General features: G+C 68.1%; 18 protein-coding genes. 5 read left to right on the top strand and 13 right to left on the bottom strand.

The genetic code is table 11. From position 1 onward, the window contains the following. Positions 1-216 precede the first annotated feature (216 nt). Complete coding sequence (locus A6I89_RS12790) at positions 217-774, bottom strand: Rv1476 family membrane protein (RefSeq protein ID WP_005513333.1); 558 nt, start codon at positions 772-774, stop codon at positions 217-219. 328 nt (positions 775-1,102) lie between these two features. Here A6I89_RS12790 and acnA point away from each other — a divergent pair, with 328 nt between their 5' ends. Together acnA and A6I89_RS12780 are read left to right on the top strand one after the other, a co-directional pair. Then, positions 1,103-3,904: an aconitate hydratase AcnA gene (acnA, locus tag A6I89_RS12785; protein ID WP_005513337.1), complete on the top strand. Its 2,802-nt coding sequence runs from the start codon at positions 1,103-1,105 to the stop codon at positions 3,902-3,904. A 111-nt stretch (positions 3,905-4,015) separates the two neighbouring features. Next, on the top strand, positions 4,016-4,585 hold the full coding sequence (locus tag A6I89_RS12780) for a TetR/AcrR family transcriptional regulator (protein ID WP_005513342.1): 570 nt from the start codon (positions 4,016-4,018) through the stop codon (positions 4,583-4,585). 96 nt (positions 4,586-4,681) lie between these two features. Here the strand turns inward: A6I89_RS12780 and A6I89_RS12775 are convergent, their stop codons facing one another. From A6I89_RS12775 to A6I89_RS12760, 4 genes are all read right to left on the bottom strand, one after another. Continuing rightward, the gene (locus A6I89_RS12775) at positions 4,682-5,053 is read right to left on the bottom strand and encodes a hypothetical protein (protein WP_022595845.1); all 372 of its coding nucleotides are present in this window, start codon (positions 5,051-5,053) and stop codon (positions 4,682-4,684) included. 117 nt (positions 5,054-5,170) lie between these two features. After that, positions 5,171-5,590: a hypothetical protein gene (locus tag A6I89_RS24400; protein WP_022595843.1), complete on the bottom strand. Its 420-nt coding sequence runs from the start codon at positions 5,588-5,590 to the stop codon at positions 5,171-5,173. Beyond that, a complete protein-coding gene (locus A6I89_RS12765; RefSeq protein ID WP_005513350.1) occupies positions 5,587-5,811 on the bottom strand; it encodes a helix-turn-helix domain-containing protein in 225 nt (74 codons plus the stop codon). Before A6I89_RS12765 ends, A6I89_RS24400 begins: the two co-directional genes overlap by 4 nt. A gap of 141 nt (positions 5,812-5,952) precedes the next feature. Continuing rightward, a complete protein-coding gene (locus tag A6I89_RS12760) occupies positions 5,953-7,584 on the bottom strand; it encodes an ABC-F family ATP-binding cassette domain-containing protein (RefSeq protein ID WP_022595841.1) in 1,632 nt (543 codons plus the stop codon). Between the two features lie 154 nt (positions 7,585-7,738). Here A6I89_RS12760 and A6I89_RS12755 point away from each other — a divergent pair, with 154 nt between their 5' ends. Both A6I89_RS12755 and A6I89_RS12750 read left to right on the top strand, forming a co-directional pair. Then, positions 7,739-8,509: an SDR family oxidoreductase gene (locus tag A6I89_RS12755; RefSeq protein WP_022595839.1), complete on the top strand. Its 771-nt coding sequence runs from the start codon at positions 7,739-7,741 to the stop codon at positions 8,507-8,509. After that, positions 8,449-9,624: a lycopene cyclase family protein gene (locus A6I89_RS12750; protein WP_005513354.1), complete on the top strand. Its 1,176-nt coding sequence runs from the start codon at positions 8,449-8,451 to the stop codon at positions 9,622-9,624. Before A6I89_RS12755 ends, A6I89_RS12750 begins: the two co-directional genes overlap by 61 nt. Position 9,625: 1 nt before the next feature. On the opposite strand, the gene A6I89_RS12745 is transcribed toward A6I89_RS12750, so the two are convergent. Then, positions 9,626-10,621, bottom strand: coding sequence for an alkaline phosphatase family protein (locus A6I89_RS12745; RefSeq protein WP_022595837.1), 996 nt, complete (start codon positions 10,619-10,621; stop codon positions 9,626-9,628). Between the two features lie 195 nt (positions 10,622-10,816). Between A6I89_RS12745 and ku the strand changes: the two genes are divergently transcribed. Then, on the top strand, positions 10,817-11,656 hold the full coding sequence (gene ku, locus A6I89_RS12740; protein ID WP_044991011.1) for a non-homologous end joining protein Ku: 840 nt from the start codon (positions 10,817-10,819) through the stop codon (positions 11,654-11,656). Between the two features lie 7 nt (positions 11,657-11,663). On the opposite strand, the gene A6I89_RS12735 is transcribed toward ku, so the two are convergent. The 7 genes from A6I89_RS12735 to sufB are packed head-to-tail and all read right to left on the bottom strand — an operon-like array spanning position 11,664 to position 17,795. Continuing rightward, on the bottom strand, positions 11,664-12,161 hold the full coding sequence (locus tag A6I89_RS12735) for a DUF1990 family protein (protein WP_022595834.1): 498 nt from the start codon (positions 12,159-12,161) through the stop codon (positions 11,664-11,666). Positions 12,162-12,176: 15 nt separating this feature from the next. Beyond that, complete coding sequence (locus tag A6I89_RS12730) at positions 12,177-12,581, bottom strand: metal-sulfur cluster assembly factor (RefSeq protein WP_005513359.1); 405 nt, start codon at positions 12,579-12,581, stop codon at positions 12,177-12,179. Further along, on the bottom strand, positions 12,578-13,066 hold the full coding sequence (gene sufU, locus A6I89_RS12725; protein WP_005513360.1) for a Fe-S cluster assembly sulfur transfer protein SufU: 489 nt from the start codon (positions 13,064-13,066) through the stop codon (positions 12,578-12,580). Before sufU ends, A6I89_RS12730 begins: the two co-directional genes overlap by 4 nt. Before the next feature lie 2 nt (positions 13,067-13,068). Further along, positions 13,069-14,331, bottom strand: a complete 1,263-nt coding sequence (locus tag A6I89_RS12720) for a cysteine desulfurase (RefSeq protein WP_022595832.1) — start codon at positions 14,329-14,331, stop codon at positions 13,069-13,071. Positions 14,332-14,337: 6 nt separating this feature from the next. Beyond that, positions 14,338-15,111: a Fe-S cluster assembly ATPase SufC gene (sufC, locus tag A6I89_RS12715; protein ID WP_005513363.1), complete on the bottom strand. Its 774-nt coding sequence runs from the start codon at positions 15,109-15,111 to the stop codon at positions 14,338-14,340. A gap of 54 nt (positions 15,112-15,165) precedes the next feature. Further along, entirely contained in the window at positions 15,166-16,350 is a 1,185-nt protein-coding gene (sufD, locus tag A6I89_RS12710) for a Fe-S cluster assembly protein SufD (RefSeq protein ID WP_005513364.1), read from the bottom strand. Beyond that, complete coding sequence (gene sufB, locus A6I89_RS12705) at positions 16,350-17,795, bottom strand: Fe-S cluster assembly protein SufB (protein ID WP_013415957.1); 1,446 nt, start codon at positions 17,793-17,795, stop codon at positions 16,350-16,352. Before sufB ends, sufD begins: the two co-directional genes overlap by 1 nt. Between the last annotated feature and the right edge of the window lie 54 nt (positions 17,796-17,849).

Here is a 17,849-nt window from a genome sequence, read left to right as displayed (position 1 = left end):
GTGCGGGGAGGAGCGTCACCGCGGAGACGAACCGCGCCGACGCGCAGATCACGCGACGTTTCTCGCCGTCACATGAATCGTCACGTCACTCATGCGACACTTCTTCCCCAAAAAGTGCCACTGGCACCGTACGACACTTTGCACGCTCTGGTGCACTCTTGTCACAAATGACGCCGACGTAATTCGACCTGCGCAAATGCGGAGGGGCTGCCGGAATCAGCTTCCGGTCGGGTGCTCGCCGTTCCCCGGTGTCGACTCCGCGGCGACGGGCCGCGCTCCCTGCCCGCGGCGGGCCTTCGCGACGAAGGAGACCCCTGCGACCGCCGCGACCAGCAGCACCAGCAAGGCGGTCACGAGTCCCCAACGCGGCGCCGGCTCGGTGATGCCGTCGACGAAATTGTTCGCCGAATCGACGGGATTACCGGTGAAGGTTCGATCCTGCGCGTTCTCGAGGACCACCCGGCTGATCGTGTCGCTGTACGTGCCGTTGGCAGACGGGCTGAGCACGAGCACTGTGCCGCCCTCGACCTTCCCCACCTCGGTCGCGAGATCCCGGAGAGGTTCGGGGCCGTGCGGATCCGAGTCGACGACCACGATGCGGAGCGTCACACCGTCCTCCTGCGCCCGGGCGACGACGGCCTGGAGTCCCTCCACATCCGCGTCGGGCGCCGACACGTTGTCGTCGGACAGATCCGCGAACACCGCGTCGAGCGAGACGTCGTCGGGGATCTTGGCGATGTTCGGGAGCAGGACGGGCGCGATTGAGGCAGTCATCTCTCATCCGGGGTCGGGTGCGACGGGCAGACTGATCTGCACAGTACGTGACGTACCGGACCACCGGCCGCGCCGTCCGTTGCACCCGCGTGGCGACTACGTGAGGATTGGAGCGACGCGAGTCGCCGTGGCAGTCCGACGTTCGGACGTCCGATCCGGGCCCGACCCCGCAGTCTCACAGGACAAGCGTACTGTTAGACTCGATCCGAGACGCCCGCGTAACCGTCGGGTTCGGTCCGCCGATCGGACCTGGCCTTGTTCGCGTGCCTCGCTTCAGCCGTCGACACAGCCCCGTCGGCGGCGAACCTCAAAGACGAGTGGAGCTGACGTGACCACCAGTATTGATACGTTCGGCGCCAAGGGAACCCTCGAGGTCGGAGACAACTCGTACGAGATCTTCCGCCTCTCGGCCGTGCCCGGCACCGAGAAGCTGCCCTACGCACTGAAGGTTCTCGCCGAGAACCTCCTGCGCACGGAGGACGGCGCCAACATCACCGCCGATCACATTCGCGCCATCGCGAACTGGGATCCCTCGGCCGAGCCGAGTGTCGAGATCCAGTTCACGCCCGCGCGCGTGATCATGCAGGACTTCACCGGCGTGCCGTGTGTCGTCGACCTCGCCACCATGCGTGAGGCCGTCACCACCCTCGGCGGCGACCCGAACAAGGTCAACCCGCTCTCCCCCGCCGACATGGTCATCGACCACTCGGTCATCCTCGACGTGTTCGGCCGCGCCGACGCCCTCGAGCGCAACGTCGACCTCGAGTACCAGCGCAACGGCGAGCGTTACCAGTTCCTGCGCTGGGGCCAGGGCGCGTTCGACGACTTCAAGGTCGTCCCCCCGGGCATGGGCATCGTCCACCAGGTCAACATCGAGTACCTGGCTCCCACCGTCATGACCCGCAACGGCCAGGCGTACCCCGACACCTGCGTCGGCACCGACTCGCACACCACCATGGTCAACGGCCTGGGCGTGCTGGGCTGGGGCGTCGGCGGCATCGAGGCCGAGGCCGCGATGCTCGGCCAGCCGGTCTCCATGCTGATCCCGCGCGTCGTCGGCTTCAAGCTGACCGGTGAGATCCAGCCGGGCGTCACCGCGACCGACGTCGTGCTCACCGTCACCGACATGCTCCGCAAGCACGGTGTCGTCGGCAAGTTCGTCGAGTTCTACGGCGCCGGTGTCGCCGAGGTCCCGCTGGCCAACCGCGCGACCCTGGGCAACATGAGCCCCGAGTTCGGCTCGACCGCAGCGATCTTCCCGATCGACGGCGAGACCATCAACTACCTGCGCCTGACCGGCCGCAGCGACGAGCAGCTCGCGCTCGTCGAGGCGTACGCCAAGGAGCAGGGCATGTGGCACGACGCGGACAAGGAGCCCGCCTACTCCGAGTACCTCGAGCTGGACCTCGGCACCGTCGTGCCGTCGATCGCCGGCCCGAAGCGCCCGCAGGACCGCATCCTGCTGTCGGACTCGAAGGCCGCGTTCCGCCGCGACATCGTCACCTACGTCACCAACGGTGACGAGGCTGCGCACACGGCGCTCGACGAGGCCGTCGAGGAGTCCTTCCCGGCGTCCGACCCGGCGTCGCTCTCCACCGCCTCCGACGAGGTCGTGGCCGTTCCGTCGGCAGCCAACGGCTCCACCGGCCGTCCGTCGAAGCCGGTCACGGTGAAGACCGACCGCGGCGAGTTCGTGCTCGACCACGGCGCGGTCGCGGTCGCGGGCATCACGTCCTGCACTAACACGTCGAACCCGTCGGTCATGCTCGGTGCCGCGCTGCTCGCCCGCAACGCGGTCGAGAAGGGCCTCGAGACCAAGCCGTGGGTCAAGACCAACATGGCGCCCGGCTCGCAGGTCGTCTCCGACTACTACGAGAAGGCCGGCCTGTGGCCGTACCTCGAGAAGCTCGGCTTCTACCTGGGCGGCTACGGCTGCACCACCTGCATCGGCAACACCGGTCCGCTGCCGGAGGAGATCTCCAAGGCGATCAACGAGCACGACCTGTCGGTCACCGCGGTGCTCTCCGGTAACCGCAACTTCGAGGGTCGCATCTCCCCCGACGTCAAGATGAACTACCTGGCGTCGCCGCCGCTCGTCATCGCGTACGCGCTGGCCGGCACCATGGACTTCGACTTCGAGACCGATCCGCTGGGCCAGGACAAGGACGGCAACGACGTCTTCCTGAAGGACATCTGGCCTTCGGCCCAGGAGATCGACGACACCATCAAGTCGGCGATCAGCCAGGACATGTTCCGCAAGTCCTACGCCGACGTCTTCAAGGGTGACGAGCGCTGGCAGAACCTGGCCACCCCGGCCGGTGACACCTTCGCGTGGGACGAGAACTCGACCTACGTCCGCAAGGCGCCGTACTTCGACGGCATGACGATGGATCCGGCTCCGGTCACCGACATCTCCGGCGCCCGCGTGCTCGCGCTGCTCGGCGACTCGGTCACCACCGACCACATCTCGCCGGCCGGCCCGATCAAGCCCGGCACCCCGGCCGCGCAGTACCTGGACGCCAACGGTGTCGAGCGCAAGGACTACAACTCCCTGGGCTCGCGTCGCGGTAACCACGAGGTGATGATCCGCGGCACGTTCGCGAACATCCGCCTGCAGAACCAGCTGCTCGACGGCGTCTCGGGTGGCTACACCCGCGACTTCACCCAGGAGGGTGCGCCGCAGGCGTTCATCTACGACGCGTCGCAGAACTACCAGAAGGCCGGCATCCCGCTGGTCGTGCTGGGCGGCAAGGAGTACGGCTCCGGTTCGTCGCGTGACTGGGCCGCCAAGGGCACCAGCCTGCTCGGCGTCAAGGCCGTCATCACCGAGTCGTTCGAGCGCATCCACCGCTCCAACCTGATCGGTATGGGCGTCGTGCCGCTGCAGTTCCCGGCCGGCGAGTCCGCCGCGTCGCTGGGCCTGGACGGCACCGAGGTGTTCGACATCGCCGGCATCACCAAGCTGAACGAGGGCGTCACCCCGAAGACGGTCAAGGTCACCGCGACCAAGGCCGACGGCAGCAAGGTCGAGTTCGACGCGGTCGTCCGCATCGACACCCCCGGCGAGGCGGACTACTACCGCAACGGCGGCATCCTGCAGTACGTGCTGCGCAACATGATCCGGGGCTAGTCACCTGATCGTGTGATCCGGGTCCTTCCGGATCATCCAGTGCGCTGACGGCGGGCTCGGGACGTCAGTCTCGGGCCCGCCGTTGCAGTTTCGTACGAAAGGAAGTCGGCTGTGCCCAAGGTCAGCGAAGACCATCTCGCGGCGCGACGGAGCCAGATCCTCGACGGCGCCCGCCAGTGCTTCGCGCAGTACGGCTACGACGGCGCGACCGTGCGCCGGCTCGAGGAGACCACCGGGCTCTCACGCGGTGCGATCTTCCACCATTTCAAGGACAAGGACGGGCTGTTCCTCGCGCTCGCCCACGAGGACGCCAAGCGGATGGCCGACGTCGTCGCCGAGGGCGGCCTCGTCCAGGTGATGCGCGACATGCTCGCGTCCCCCGACCAGTTCGACTGGCTCGGCACTCGACTCGAGATCGCCCGGCGCCTGCGCACCGATCCCGAGTTCGCCCGCGACTGGACTCAGCGCAGCGCCGAACTCACCGAGGCCACCGTGCGCCGGCTCGAGCGCCAGAAGTCCGCCGGACGTCTGCGCGACGACCTGCCCACCGACGTCCTGCTCGACTACCTCGACCTGGTCCTCGACGGTCTCATCGCCCGCATCGCGTCGGGGCACGGGGCCGAGAATCTCTCGGCCGTCCTCGATCTGGTCGAAGAATCGGTGCGGCGCAAGGATTCCTGAGAACCGGCCCCCCGCGCCGGTTTCTAGTTCACCGCGCATCTTGGCCGGCGCAGGGAGCGACCTGGTGCAGCCGGGCGAGTAGGCGGACGGAGCCGGTCATATCCGGCGGCGCCGCCATGCCCCGACGGCCAGGCCGATTCCTACGACGGATACGGCGGGCAGGATCAATCGCATCCGCCGCAGCATCGTGTAGCGCTGGAACTGCTCGGCCGAAAGGAATTGCCCCTGCGGCGATCCAGGCCCGGGTGACCCCGTGCCCGGTCGATCCCACCAGATGCTCGACGCGTGGGTGACGATCTCGGGCCGGAAGAGTACGCCCAGGGTGGCGGCCACGGCGATGCACGTGACGGGGAGCACCACCCAGAACCAGGGGAACCCGGGCGCGCGACCGAGCCGCCCGCGCCGCGGCAACACCGTAACCGCAACCAGCACCACGACTCCCATCGCGACGAGCACCAACCACGCCATGCGTTGCAGGTTACGGTCGGTCGGCGGTGACCCGGAGCCGATTGCCGTCGCGTCGGATCCTCAATCCTCGACATTGCGGGGCTCACCTGGCTGGCGGCCGTCTCGCATGGAGCCGTCTCACATGGAGAAAGGCATGCTGTCGACGGAGTAGCCGATCAGGCACATCACGGCCGCGACCGCCACGAGTCCCACGATCAGCCCGCCGGCGAAGGAACGAGAGCTGCGCGGGAACAACAGCACTCCTACGACGCCGATCACCACCACGACGGGCAGCCACCAGCACATCCAGTAGCTGCCACCAGCGGGCGGGAACGCTTGGACGCCGAACGTCTCACGCAGCACCGAATTCGCCGGCCAATAGCCCACGCCGCACGTGGCCGCTCCGAGAAGCGCGCCCAGGAGTGCGAGGTCCCATCGGAAACCCGGCCGCTCGTCCGCAGCACCGTCGCGCTCCGTCTCCCCTGTCTGTTCGCCTTGGCAGGCACCATGAGCGCGGTCCCGTGCACCCGCCTCACCGTCGGCCGAACCAGATCTCATCCAGTGGTCTTCTTCCGCCGGTTCGGCCCACCGCGCCGCCGCAGCGTCACGTCCGCCTCGACGAGCACGTTGTGAATGAAGCCGTACGAGCGGCCCGTCTGATTCGCAAGGGTGCGGATACTCGCACCGGCCTCGTACTGCGCTTTGAGGTCGTCGCGGAGCTTGTCACGCGATTCCCCGGTGATGCGTGCCCCCCGCGAGATTCCCGTGCTCTCCGCCATGACGACCTCCGGTCAGCTGAGCGAGCCTCGATTCCAGGCTAGATCACCCGCCGACACGTGATCAACGAAACGAGCAGCTACGCCGCCCGTGCGCCCTTTGCGTGGTCCCAACTACCAGAAAGGCGCACGGGCGCGGAGCGCCTAGGCCAGCTGGATCAGTTCCAGGTACTCCTGGGACCAGTGGTCCTCGGTGCCGTCGGGCAGCAGGATGACGCGTTCCGGGTTGAGCGCTTCCGCGGCGCCCGGGTCGTGCGTGACGAGTACGACGGCGCCGGTGTAGCTGCGGAGGGCGTCGAGCACCTGCTCGCGGGAGATCGGGTCGAGGTTGTTGGTGGGCTCGTCGAGCAGCAGGACATTCGCCGCCGACGACACCAGACCGGCCAGTGCCAGACGCGTCTTCTCACCACCGGACAGCGTGCCCGCCGGCTGGTCGAGCTGCGGGCCGCTGAACATGAACGCGCCGAGCAGACCGCGCAGGTCCTGCTCCCCCGCGTCGGGTGCCGCGTGCCGGATGTTCTCCCACACGCTCGCCTCGTCGTCGAGGGTGTCGTGCTCCTGCGCGAAATAGCCGATCTTGAGGCCGTGACCGGGCACGAGCTCGCCCAGGTCCGGCGTCTCCACGCCGCCGAGCAGACGCAGCAGCGTCGTCTTGCCGGCACCGTTGAGACCCAGGATCACGACACGCGACCCGCGATCGATCGCGAGGTCGACGCCGGTGAAGATCTCCAGCGACCCGTAGACCTTGGTGAGTTCCTTCGCCATGAGCGGCGTCTTGCCGCACGGCGCGGGCTCCGGGAAGCGGATGTGCGCGACCTTGTCGTCCACCCGCACATCGTCGAGCGCAGCCATCATCTTGTCGGCGCGCTTGGCCATGTTCTGCGCGGCGGTCGCCTTGGTGGCCTTCGCGCCGAGCTTGGCAGCCTGCTGGCGCAGGGCGCTGGCCTTCTTCTCGGCGTTCGCGCGCTCGCGGCGACGACGCTGCTCGTCGGTGGCCCGGGCGTCGAGATACTTCTTCCAGCCCATGTTGTAGATGTCGGCCTCGCCGCGTACGGCGTCGAGGAACCACACCTTGTTGACGACGTCGGCGAGCAGGTCGACGTCGTGGCTGATCACGATCAGTCCGCCGTCGTGGTTCTGCAGGAAACCGCGGAGCCACGTGATGGAGTCGGCGTCGAGGTGGTTGGTGGGCTCGTCGAGCAGCAGCGTGGTGTTCGACTTGCCGCCGGAGCCGTCGGACGCGGCGAACAGGATGCGCGCGAGCTCGACGCGGCGGCGCTGACCTCCGGAGAGGGTCTTGAGCTGCTGGTTCAGCACCCGGTCCGGCAGACCGAGGCTGTTGCAGATGCGGGCGGCCTCGGACTCGGCTACATAGCCACCGAGCGCGGAGAAGCGGTCCTCGAGGTTGCCGAACTTGCGGACGGCCTTGTCGCGGACCGTATCGTCGGCAGCCTCGGCCATGATGGCCTGCTGCTTTTCCATCTTCTTGATGATCTCGTCGAGTCCGCGCGCGGACAGCACCCGGTCCTTCGCGAGAACCTCGAGGTCGCCCTCCTTGGGGTCCTGCGGCAGGTAACCGAGGTCGCCGCTGCGGATCACCGTGCCCGCGTAGGGCTCGCCCTCCCCGGCGAGAATGCGCAGGGTCGTCGTCTTGCCGGCGCCGTTGCGTCCGACCAGGCCGATGCGGTCACCGGCCTGCACGCGCAGCGCCGATCCCGGCGCGGAGAGAAGGGTCCGCACACCGGCACGAACTTCCAGGTCGGTGGCGGTAATCAAGCAAATCTCCTCAAACGAACGACCATCGAAACAACGAGGCAGAGAGCCTCGGGACGTCATCGTGCCCGCGATCGGGCACAAGAACCACCGATTTTACCGTGACCTCGGCTCGCCGCCACACCACGGTCCGGTGACTCGGCTAACTTTGGGTCCCATGACACGCATGAAGGATCTGCAGGACCGCAACGCCCTCGTCACCGGCGCCAGCCGCGGCATCGGCAAGGCCATCGCCGCCGAACTCCTCGCCCGGGGCGCGAACGTGGTCGTCACCGCCCGCAAACCGGAACCGCTCGAGGAGGCGGCGGAGGAACTGCGCGGCCTCGGGCACGGCGGCAAGGTACTCGCCGTCGCGGGCAACGCCGGTGACGCGGAGGCTCGCCGCGACGCGGTGGCCCGTACCGTCTCGGAGCTCGGCTCCCTCGACATCCTGATCAACAACACCGGCATCAACCCGGTGTACGGCGCACTGATGGACGCCGACCTGGACGCGATCCGCAAGATCTTCGACGTCAACGTCGTCGCGGCGCTGGGCTACGTGCAGGAGGCCTACCGGGCGTGGATGGGTGAGCACGGTGGCGCCGTCGTCAACCTGGCGAGTGTCGCCGGCATCCGGTCCACGGGCGTCATCGCCGCATACGGTGCCTCGAAGGCCGCGCTGATCAGGCTCACCGAGGAACTGGCGTGGCAGCTCGGACCGACGATCCGCGTCAACGCCGTCGCCCCGGGCGTCGTCAAGACCAAGTTCGCTGCCGCCCTCGTCGCCGCGGGTGAGGACCAGGCCTCGTCGATCTATCCGATGAAGCGGCTCGGCACTCCCGAGGACGTCGCCGGTCTCGTCGGTTTCCTGGTCTCCGACGACGCCGCGTGGATCACCGGCGAGACCGTGCGCGTCGACGGCGGGCTGCTCGCGACGGGCGCGCTCTGACCGCCGCACCCGATCTGGCGGTCGTCGGGCTCGGTCCCGCCGGCCGCGCCCTCGCGCACCGCGCCTCCCGGGCCGGGCTGAGCGTGGTGGCCGTCGACCCGCACCCGGACCGGCCGTGGCTGCCCACCTATGCAGCCTGGGTGGACGAGCTGCCCGGCTGGCTCGGAGCGGCCGTGCTGCGCTCGACCGTCGGCCGTCCGCAGGCGTGGGGCACCCGGCGCCACGTCCTCGACCGGGCGTACGGCGTCCTCGACAACGCGAAACTGCATCACGCTCTCGACATCTCGAACGCACACGTGATCCGCGGCTTCGTCGGCGCGGTGTCGCCCGGCGGCGTCACCCTCCGGGACGGCGCCGACATCCGCGCCCGTCGTGTGGTCGACGCCCGCGGATTGCGCCCCGATCCGGCGTTCGCCGAGCAGACCGCATTCGGGATCGTGCTGCCCGCGGCGGCCGCGAAACCCGCTCTCGACGGAGCCGACTGCTGGTTCATGGACTGGCGGACCGACAACGGCACCACACCCGCCGATTCCCCCTCTTTCCTGTACGCGGTGCCGTTGAGTGACGACACCGTGCTGCTCGAGGAGACGTGCCTGGTCGGCCGGCCCGGGCTGCCACTGGACGAACTGCGTCGACGGCTCGACGCGCGCCTCGACAATCGCGGCGTCGAGCTGCCGGCGAACCTCGAGGTCGAACGCGTCCGGTTCCCGGTGCAGGCGCCGCACACCCGTCCCGCGATCGCAGCGTTCGGTGCCCGAGCGGGACTGATCCACCCGGGCACCGGATACAGCGTCGCGGCGTCGCTGGCGGCCTCCGACGCCGTCGTGGCCGCCCTCGTGGCCGAGAACGACCCACGAAAGGCCTTGTGGCCATGGCAGGCCCGCGCCGTCCGCGCGCTGCGAGAAGTGGGCCTGTCGGCACTCCTGGATCTCGATCCCGCTCGGACCGCGGAGTTCTTCGACGCGTTCTTCGCCCTTTCCGCCGAGCGGCAGCGGGCCTACCTGTCGGGCCGCGACGACGTTCGTGGAACTGCTACGACCATGTGGCAACTCTTCTGCACGGTGTCGCCGCCGATCCGCCGGACGCTGGCCCGGGCCGGCGTCCGGCGGTCGTGACTCAGGACCCCAGCGAACCCGTCGGGATCCAGGACGGCAGCCGTCCGAGCGAGCCCGTCGCGGGCGTGGGCGTCTTCGGCAGCGGCGCCCCATCGAGGTCGGCGGGCTGCGCGATGCCCAGGTTGTCGAGAACGGTCGGCGTGATGTCGGCGATCGTGTAGCCGTCGTCGGTGGCGCCCGCCTGGTAGCCGGCGCCGCGTGCGATCACGAACGTCGTTGCCTCCTCGGCACTCTGGCCGCCGTGCCCGCCGTTCGGCTTGTGGCCGTGGTCGGAAGTGACCAACACCGTCCACTTCTCGCCGGTCGCCTTGCTGCGGGCGTCCACGGCGTCGACGATCCTGCCGACCTCGGCGTCGACGCGCTCGAGCGACGGCAGGTACTCGGCGCCGGACGTTCCCGACGAGTGCCCCGCGCCGTCCACCTGATCGAGCTGGGTGAACAGGAAGTCCGGACCGTTGGCGGCGATCTCGGCGGCCACCGCGGTAGCGGTCGCCGTGTCCGTCGCCGCACCGCTGCCGGCATCCGGCGTCGACACCACGACGTCGGCCTTCGGGGTGCCGGAGTTCGAGATCGTGGCGATTCCGCCCCACGTGGCGATCGATGCGGTGCGCATCTGCGCGTTCGCCTGCTCGATGCGCGTGAACGCCGTCGGGTACTCGTCGTACCGAGCGCCGCTGTACGAGTTGTCGACCACGCCGTGCTTGGTGTGCCACACCCCCGTGAGGATCGTCGACCAGGACGGTCCGGAGATCGTGGGGTGCCCGAGGATGGACGACTGGCCGCTGGTGCCCTCGGCGATCAGTCGGTGCAGGTTGGGGGTATTCGCGTTCTTGACGTAGTCGAGCATGGTGCCGTCGAGTCCGATCACGACGGTCTTCGTGACCGATGTCGGCGCCGCGGCGGCGGTGCCGGCGGTCACGGCGGCGACCCCCGCGGCGAGGGTGCCGGCAGCGAGGAGGAGGGACAGGGCCTTGGGGGAACTGCTGTGGTTCGTCACAGGCACCAGCATCGATCGGACTAGACCAATTGTCACCACATTGTCGCAAGTGTTGACCCAACGTTCTCCGAGCGTTCTCCGCAGCTGCCTCGCGGACGCCGAACAGTCGCCCGGACGTCGGCGAAATGTCTCGAGATGGTGATGATCTCCGCCGCGTGCCGCGCACAGCGCCGCAATCTCGGCAATAGTGGGGGCATGCGGTCAATCTGGAAGGGTTCCATCGCGTTCGGGCTGGTCAATGTGCCGGTCAAGGTGTACTCCGCGACGGAGGACCACGACATCCGCTTCCACCAGGTCCACGCGAAGGACGGTGGGCGGATCAAGTACAACCGCGTGTGCAGCGAATGCGGGCAGACGGTGCAATTCGCCGACATCGACAAGGCGTACGACTCCGACGAGGGCGACCGCGTCATCCTGACCGACGAGGACTTCGACAAGCTCCCCGCCGCCGAGAAGCACGAGATCCCGGTGCTGCAGTTCGTGCCCACCGAACAGATCGACCCGATCCTGTTCGAGAGGAGCTACTACCTCGAACCCGATTCGTCGTCGCCCAAGGCGTACGTCCTGCTGGCGAAGACGCTCGCCCAGACCGATCGCACCGCCCTCGTGCACTTCACGCTGCGGCAGAAGACCCGACTGGCGGCGCTGCGCGAGCGCGACGGCGTATTGGTGATCCAGACGCTCCTGTGGCCCGACGAAGTGCGGGCGGCCGAGTTCCCGTCCCTCGACGACGCCGAGGAGCCGAAGGCCAAGGAACTGAAGATGGCCGGCACGCTCGTCGACAGCATGGCCGAGGACTTCGACCCCACCGAGTTCACCGACGACTACCAGATCCAGCTCCGGCAATTGCTCGACGAGGCCATCGCCAGTGGCGGCAAGAAGGTGATCCCGGCGGCCGAACGTGCAGAGGGCGGCGAGGACGCCGAGGTGGTCGACCTGGTGGCGGCACTGCAGCGCAGCCTCGAGGCCGCCGGCGAGGAGGTCAAGCCCGCGCCGGCGAAGAAGAAGGCGCCCGCGCGTCGTAAACGAGCCTGAGTCCGCGCTATCCCCGGCCGGGACGTGCGACGAAGCACCGCAGGTACCGCCCGGTCATCACGCTCTGCACGACCCGGACCACCGGATCACCCAGGCGTGTGAACCACCGTCCCGGGCGGGAGAACACCGTGATGGTCGCCCGGACCTTGCCGTCGGCGTCGCGTTCGACGCAGAACCGCTCCTCCCCCGACTCCGGATGGCCGGGCAACGTCCCGTACGCGAAGCCGCGGCGGTCGGGCTCGTCGATCACGTAGACGACGCGGCACGGGATGGTCAGCCCGAACCACCGCAACACGACGGTGGTGCCCGGGGCCGCACGGTCGCTGTCGGCCTCGACCCGCAACCCGGCACGACGGTGGACGTCCCAGCGCATCAACGCGTCGGACGCGGCGAGGAACGTGTCCTCGCCGCGTCCGAGCGGAAGCGATTTGCGAATGTGGCGGTATCCCGCCGGCAGCTGCCCGGCAGTCGCACCGACCTCGCTGTAGGTCAGATCACCGGCCACCGGGCGTGCCCGTCTCTAGACGGTGAAACCGAGCGCGCGCAGCTGCTCGCGGCCGTCCTCGGTGATCTTGTCCGGACCCCACGGCGGCATCCAGACCCAGTTGATCCGCAGCTCGTCGCACAGGCTGCCGTTCACCAGCGCCCGCTTGGACTGCTCCTCGATGACGTCGGTCAGCGGGCACGCCGCCGACGTCAGCGTCATGTCCAGCAGCACGACGTCGATGCCGTTCTCGTCGATCTCCTTGAAGTCGTAGACCAGACCGAGGTCGACGACGTTGATACCGAGTTCGGGGTCGACGACGTCACGCATCGCCTCCTCGAGCTCGTCGAGTCGCTCCGGGGTGAGCGTCGCGCCGTACTCGGCGGCCTCGGTCGTCGCGGTGCTGTCCGCCTGCGCCTGTTCGGTCTGCGCGTCCGTCATGATGTCTGTCCTCCGGTTCGAGCCAGGTCGTTCTCGTCGTCGACTATTCGAACAACGGCGTCCTTGAAAGCCATCCATCCCAGCAACGCGCACTTCACGCGCGCCGGGTACTTCGAAACACCACTGAAGGCGATGCCGTCGCCGAGGACGTCCTCGTCGCCCTCGACGGTGCCGCGGCTGCTGACCATCTCGTTGAACGCGTCGACGGTGCGCAACGCCTCGTCGAGCGGCATGCCCACGATCTGGTCGAACAGCACCGACGTCGACGCCTGGCTGATCGAGCAACCCTGGCCGTCGTACGAGATGTCGGCGACCACCGGCCGGCCGTCCTCGCCCTCGGTGAGGTGCGCGCGCAACGTGATCTCGTCGCCGCACGTCGGGTTGACGTGATGCACCTCGGCACCGAACGGATCACGCAGGCCGCGCCCGTGCGGGTGCTTGTAGTGGTCCAGGATCACTTCCTGGTACATCTGCTCGAGGCGCACTCTCAGTTACCTCCGCTCACGCCGAAGAAGTCCTGTGCCCGCCGGATCCCGGCGATCAACGCGTCGACCTCGTCGAGGGTGTTGTACACCGCGAAGGACGCTCGAGCGGTGGCGGCGATGCCGAACCGCTGGTGCATCGGCCACGCGCAATGGTGTCCCACCCGCACGGCCACGCCGTCGTCGTCGAGGACCTGACCCAGATCGTGGGCATGGATCCCGTCGACGAGGAACGAGACGGCCGAACCGCGATCGATTCCCTCGGTGGGGCCGACGATCCGGACGCCGTCGATGCCGGCGAGGCCCTCGAGCGCCGCCGTCACCAGCAGGTGTTCGTGCGCTGCAACGGCATCCATGCCGATGTTCTCGAGGTACTTCACGGCGGCGCCGAGCCCGACCACCTGCGACGTCATCGGCACGCCGGCCTCGAAGCGCTGCGGCGGCGGCGCGTAGGTGCTGACCTCCATCGTGACGGTCTCGATCATCGAACCGCCCGTGATGAAGGGCGGCATCGACGCCAGCAGTTCGCGGCGGCCGTAGAGCACCCCGACACCGGACGGGCCGAGCATCTTGTGCCCGGAGAACGCCGCGAAATCGACGTCGAGGGAACGGAAGTCGACCGCGAGGTGCGGCACCGACTGGCACGCGTCGAGCACGGTCACCGCACCGACGGCCCGCGCCCGGCGGACCAGTTCGGCCACCGGCGAGATCGCGCCCGTCACGTTCGACTGGTGCGTGAACGCGACGACCTTCACCTTGTCGGTCAGTTCGAGCGAATCGAGGTCGATCCGGCCGTCGTCGGTGATGCCGTACCAGCGCAGCGTGGCGCCTGTGCGCCGGGCAAGCTCCTGCCACGGAACGAGATTCGCGTGGTGCTCGAGTTCGGTGACCACGATCTCGTCGCCGGGCCCGACCACCTTGTCGAAGCGGTCGTCACCGAACACGTACGCGACCAGGTTGAGTGACTCGGTGGCGTTCTTGGTGAACACCAGCTCGTCGGAATCGACGCCGACGAACGAGGCGATCGCGGCACGGGCACCCTCGTACGCGTCGGTGGCCTCCTCGGCCAGCTGATGCGCACCGCGGTGCACCGCCGCGTTGCACGTGGTCAGGAACTCCCGCTCGGCGTCGAGCACCTGCACCGGACGCTGCGAGGTGGCACCGGAATCCAGGTACACCAAGGGCTTTCCGTCACGCACGGTCCGCCCCAGGATCGGGAAGTCCTCCCGGATCCTGGTGACGTCCAGCGCAGCCGCCGTAGTGGTCATCGCGGACTACGCTCCCGCCCCGGCCTGGGTGAAGCGCACGTAGCCGTTGGTCTCGAGCTCGTCGGCGAGCTCGGGTCCACCCGACTCGACGATCTGGCCGTTCACGAACACATGCACGAACTCCGGCTCGATGTAGCGCAGGATCCGGGTGTAGTGCGTGATCAGCAGGATGCCGCCGTTCTCACGCTCCTTGAAACGGTTGACGCCCTCGGACACGACGCGCAGCGCGTCGACGTCCAGGCCCGAGTCGGTCTCGTCGAGGATCGCGATCTTCGGCTTGAGCAGGCCCAGCTGCAGGATCTCGTGGCGCTTCTTCTCGCCGCCCGAGAAGCCCTCGTTGACGCTGCGCTCACCGAAGGTCGGATCGATCTCGAGCTCGCTCATCGCCTCCTTGACCTCCTTGACCCAGTGCCGCAGCTTCGGGGCCTCGCCGCGGACCGAGGTAGCGGCGGTGCGCAGGAAGTTCGACATCGAGACGCCGGGCACCTCGACCGGGTACTGCATCGCGAGGAACAGGCCCGCACGGGCGCGCTCGTCGACACTCATCTCCAGGACGTTCTCGCCGTCGAGGGTGATGGTGCCCGAGGTCACCTCGTACTTGGGGTGACCGGCGATCGCGTACGACAGCGTCGACTTGCCCGAACCGTTGGGGCCCATGATGGCGTGGGTCTCGCCCGAACGGACGGTGAGGTTCACACCCTTGAGGATGTTGATCGGCTCGGCGTTCTCGTCCGAGTTGGCGACGTTGACGTGCAGGTCGCGGATTTCAAGCGTAGACATTCGATTTCCTATGCGGGTATCGGCGAAGTATCTGTGTAAGGGCGGCGAACCGGATCAGGCGCCGACCGCGGCCAGCTCGGCCTCGACAGCGGCCTCGAGACGCTCGCGCACCTCGGGGACGGCGATGCGATTGATGATCTCGTGGAAGAAGCCACGAACGACCAGCCGCCGGGCCTGGTCCTCGGGGATACCCCGGGCCCGCAGGTAGAACAGCTGCTCGTCGTCGAAACGTCCCGTGGCGCTGGCGTGTCCGGCGCCGACGATCTCGCCGGTCTCGATCTCGAGGTTCGGCACCGAATCGGCGCGCGCGCCGTCGGTGAGCACGAGATTGCGGTTGAGCTCGAACGTATCGGTGCCCTCCGCCTCGGCGCGGATCAGCACGTCGCCGATCCACACGGTGTGCGCGTCCGGCTTGCCCGACTCCGGATCACCTTGCAGCGCACCCTTGTACACGACGTTGGACTTGCAGTGCGGCTGCGAGTGGTCCACGAGCAGCCGGTGTTCGAAGTGCTGGCCGGCATCGGCGAAGTAGAGGCCGAGCATCTCGGCGTCGCCACCGGGCGCGGCGTACTTGACCGTCGGGGTGATGCGAACGAGGTCGCCGCCGAGGCTCACCGACGTGTGCCGCAGCACCGAGTCACGACCGAGCCGAGCGTGGTGCGCGGCGGTGTGGACGGCGTCGTCGGCCCAGTCCTGCACCGCGACGACGGTCAGCGACGCGCTGTCGCCGATCACGAACTCCACGTTCTCCGCGTAGGTGCCGCTGCCCTTCTGGTCGAGGACGATCGTGGCCTTCGCGAACTCCTCGAGCCGGATCTGCAGGTGTCCGAACGCGACCTCGCCCTCGCCCGGTCCGGTGACCTCGATGTGGACCGGAGCGGCCACCTCGGTCTCCCGACCGACGGTCACCACGGTGGCAGACTCGAACGACGAGTAGGCCTGCGCGGCAACCCGGTCGAACGGAACGCCACCCTGCCCGAGGCGGGCGTCGTCACGGCCGACGGTCTCGACCTGGACGTCGCCGTGGACCGCGACGACCGCCGGGGCCGTCGCGACGGCGCTGCCGTCGTGCAGCCCGCGCAGCCGGCGCAGCGGCGTGAAGCGCCACGCCTCGTCCCGGCCGGCGGGCACCTCGAACGCGTTGACGTCGAACGAGGTGAAGACCTCACCCTTGTTGGTCGCGGGGGCGACGTTCTCGCCGGCCGCCGCGCCCTGTACTCCCGTCACGGGGGTGCTCACTAGCCCACCGCCCCTTCCATCTGCAGTTCGATCAGGCGGTTGAGCTCGAGGGCGTACTCCATCGGCAGCTCCTTGGCGATGGGTTCGACGAACCCGCGCACCACCATGGCCATCGCCTCGTCCTCGGTCAGACCGCGGCTCATGAGGTAGAACAACTGGTCGTCGCTGACCTTCGAGACCGTGGCCTCGTGACCCATCGTCACGTCGTCCTCGCGGACGTCGACGTACGGGTAGGTGTCCGAGCGGCTGATCTGGTCGACCAGCAGGGCGTCACACTTGACGGTCGCCTTCGACCCGTGGGCGCCCTTGTTGACCTGGACCAGGCCGCGGTACGACGCGCGACCGCCGCCGCGGGCCACCGACTTCGACACGATGGTCGACGACGTGTGCGGCGCAAGGTGCAGCATCTTCGCGCCCGTGTCCTGGTGCTGGCCCTCGCCGGCGAACGCGACGGAGAGGACCTCGCCGCGGGCGTGCTCGCCCATCATCCACACGGCCGGGTACTTCATCGTGACCTTGGAGCCGATGTTGCCGTCGATCCACTCCATCGAGCCGCCCGCCTCGACCTTGGTGCGCTTGGTCACCAGGTTGTAGACGTTGTTCGACCAGTTCTGGATCGTCGTGTAGCGGCAGTGGCCGCCCTTCTTGACGATGATCTCGACCACCGCGGAGTGCAGCGAGTCGGACTTGTAGATCGGGGCCGTGCAGCCCTCGACGTAGTGCACCGAAGCGCCCTCGTCGACGATGATGAGCGTCCGCTCGAACTGACCCATGTTCTCGGTGTTGATCCGGAAGTAGGCCTGGAGCGGAATGTCGACGTGCACACCCGGCGGCACGTAGATGAATGATCCACCGGACCACACCGCGGTGTTCAGCGCGGAGAACTTGTTGTCGCCGGCCGGGATGACCGTGCCGAAGTACTCACGGAACAGTTCCGGGTGCTCACGCAGACCCGAATCGGTGTCGAGGAAGATGACGCCCTGCGCCTCGAGATCCTCACGGATCTGGTGGTACACGACCTCGGACTCGTACTGCGCTGCGACACCGGCGATCAGGCGCTGCTTCTCCGCCTCCGGGATGCCCAGCTTGTCGTACGTGTTCTTGATGTCCTCGGGCAGGTCTTCCCAGCTCTCGGCCTGCTTCTCCGTGGACCGCACGAAGTACTTGATGTTGTCGAAATCGATGCCGTCGAGATTCGAGCCCCAGTGCGGCATCGGCTTCTTGTCGAAGGTGCGCAGTGCCTTGAGCCGGATGTCGAGCATCCAGTCGGGTTCGTTCTTCTTTGCGGAGATGTCCCGCACGACGTCCTCGGACAGACCTCGCTGCGCACTGGCACCGGCGACGTCGGCGTCCGCCCAGCCGTACTCGTAGTTGCCCAGCGAGGCGATCGTCTCTTCTTGAGACAGGGGCGCCTCGGGTGTCACCTGGTCTGGTGTGACGGTCATGCGAGCTCCTTCCGGAGTCTTGTTACGTACCGGTGTGAGCTGTCCACCGGAGAG

Source organism: Prescottella equi, from assembly GCF_002094305.1.
Taxonomy (GTDB): Bacteria; Actinomycetota; Actinomycetes; order Mycobacteriales; family Mycobacteriaceae; genus Prescottella; species Prescottella equi.
Note: the sequence above shows the minus strand (reverse complement) of the source record. Positions and strands in the feature narration are given on the sequence as shown.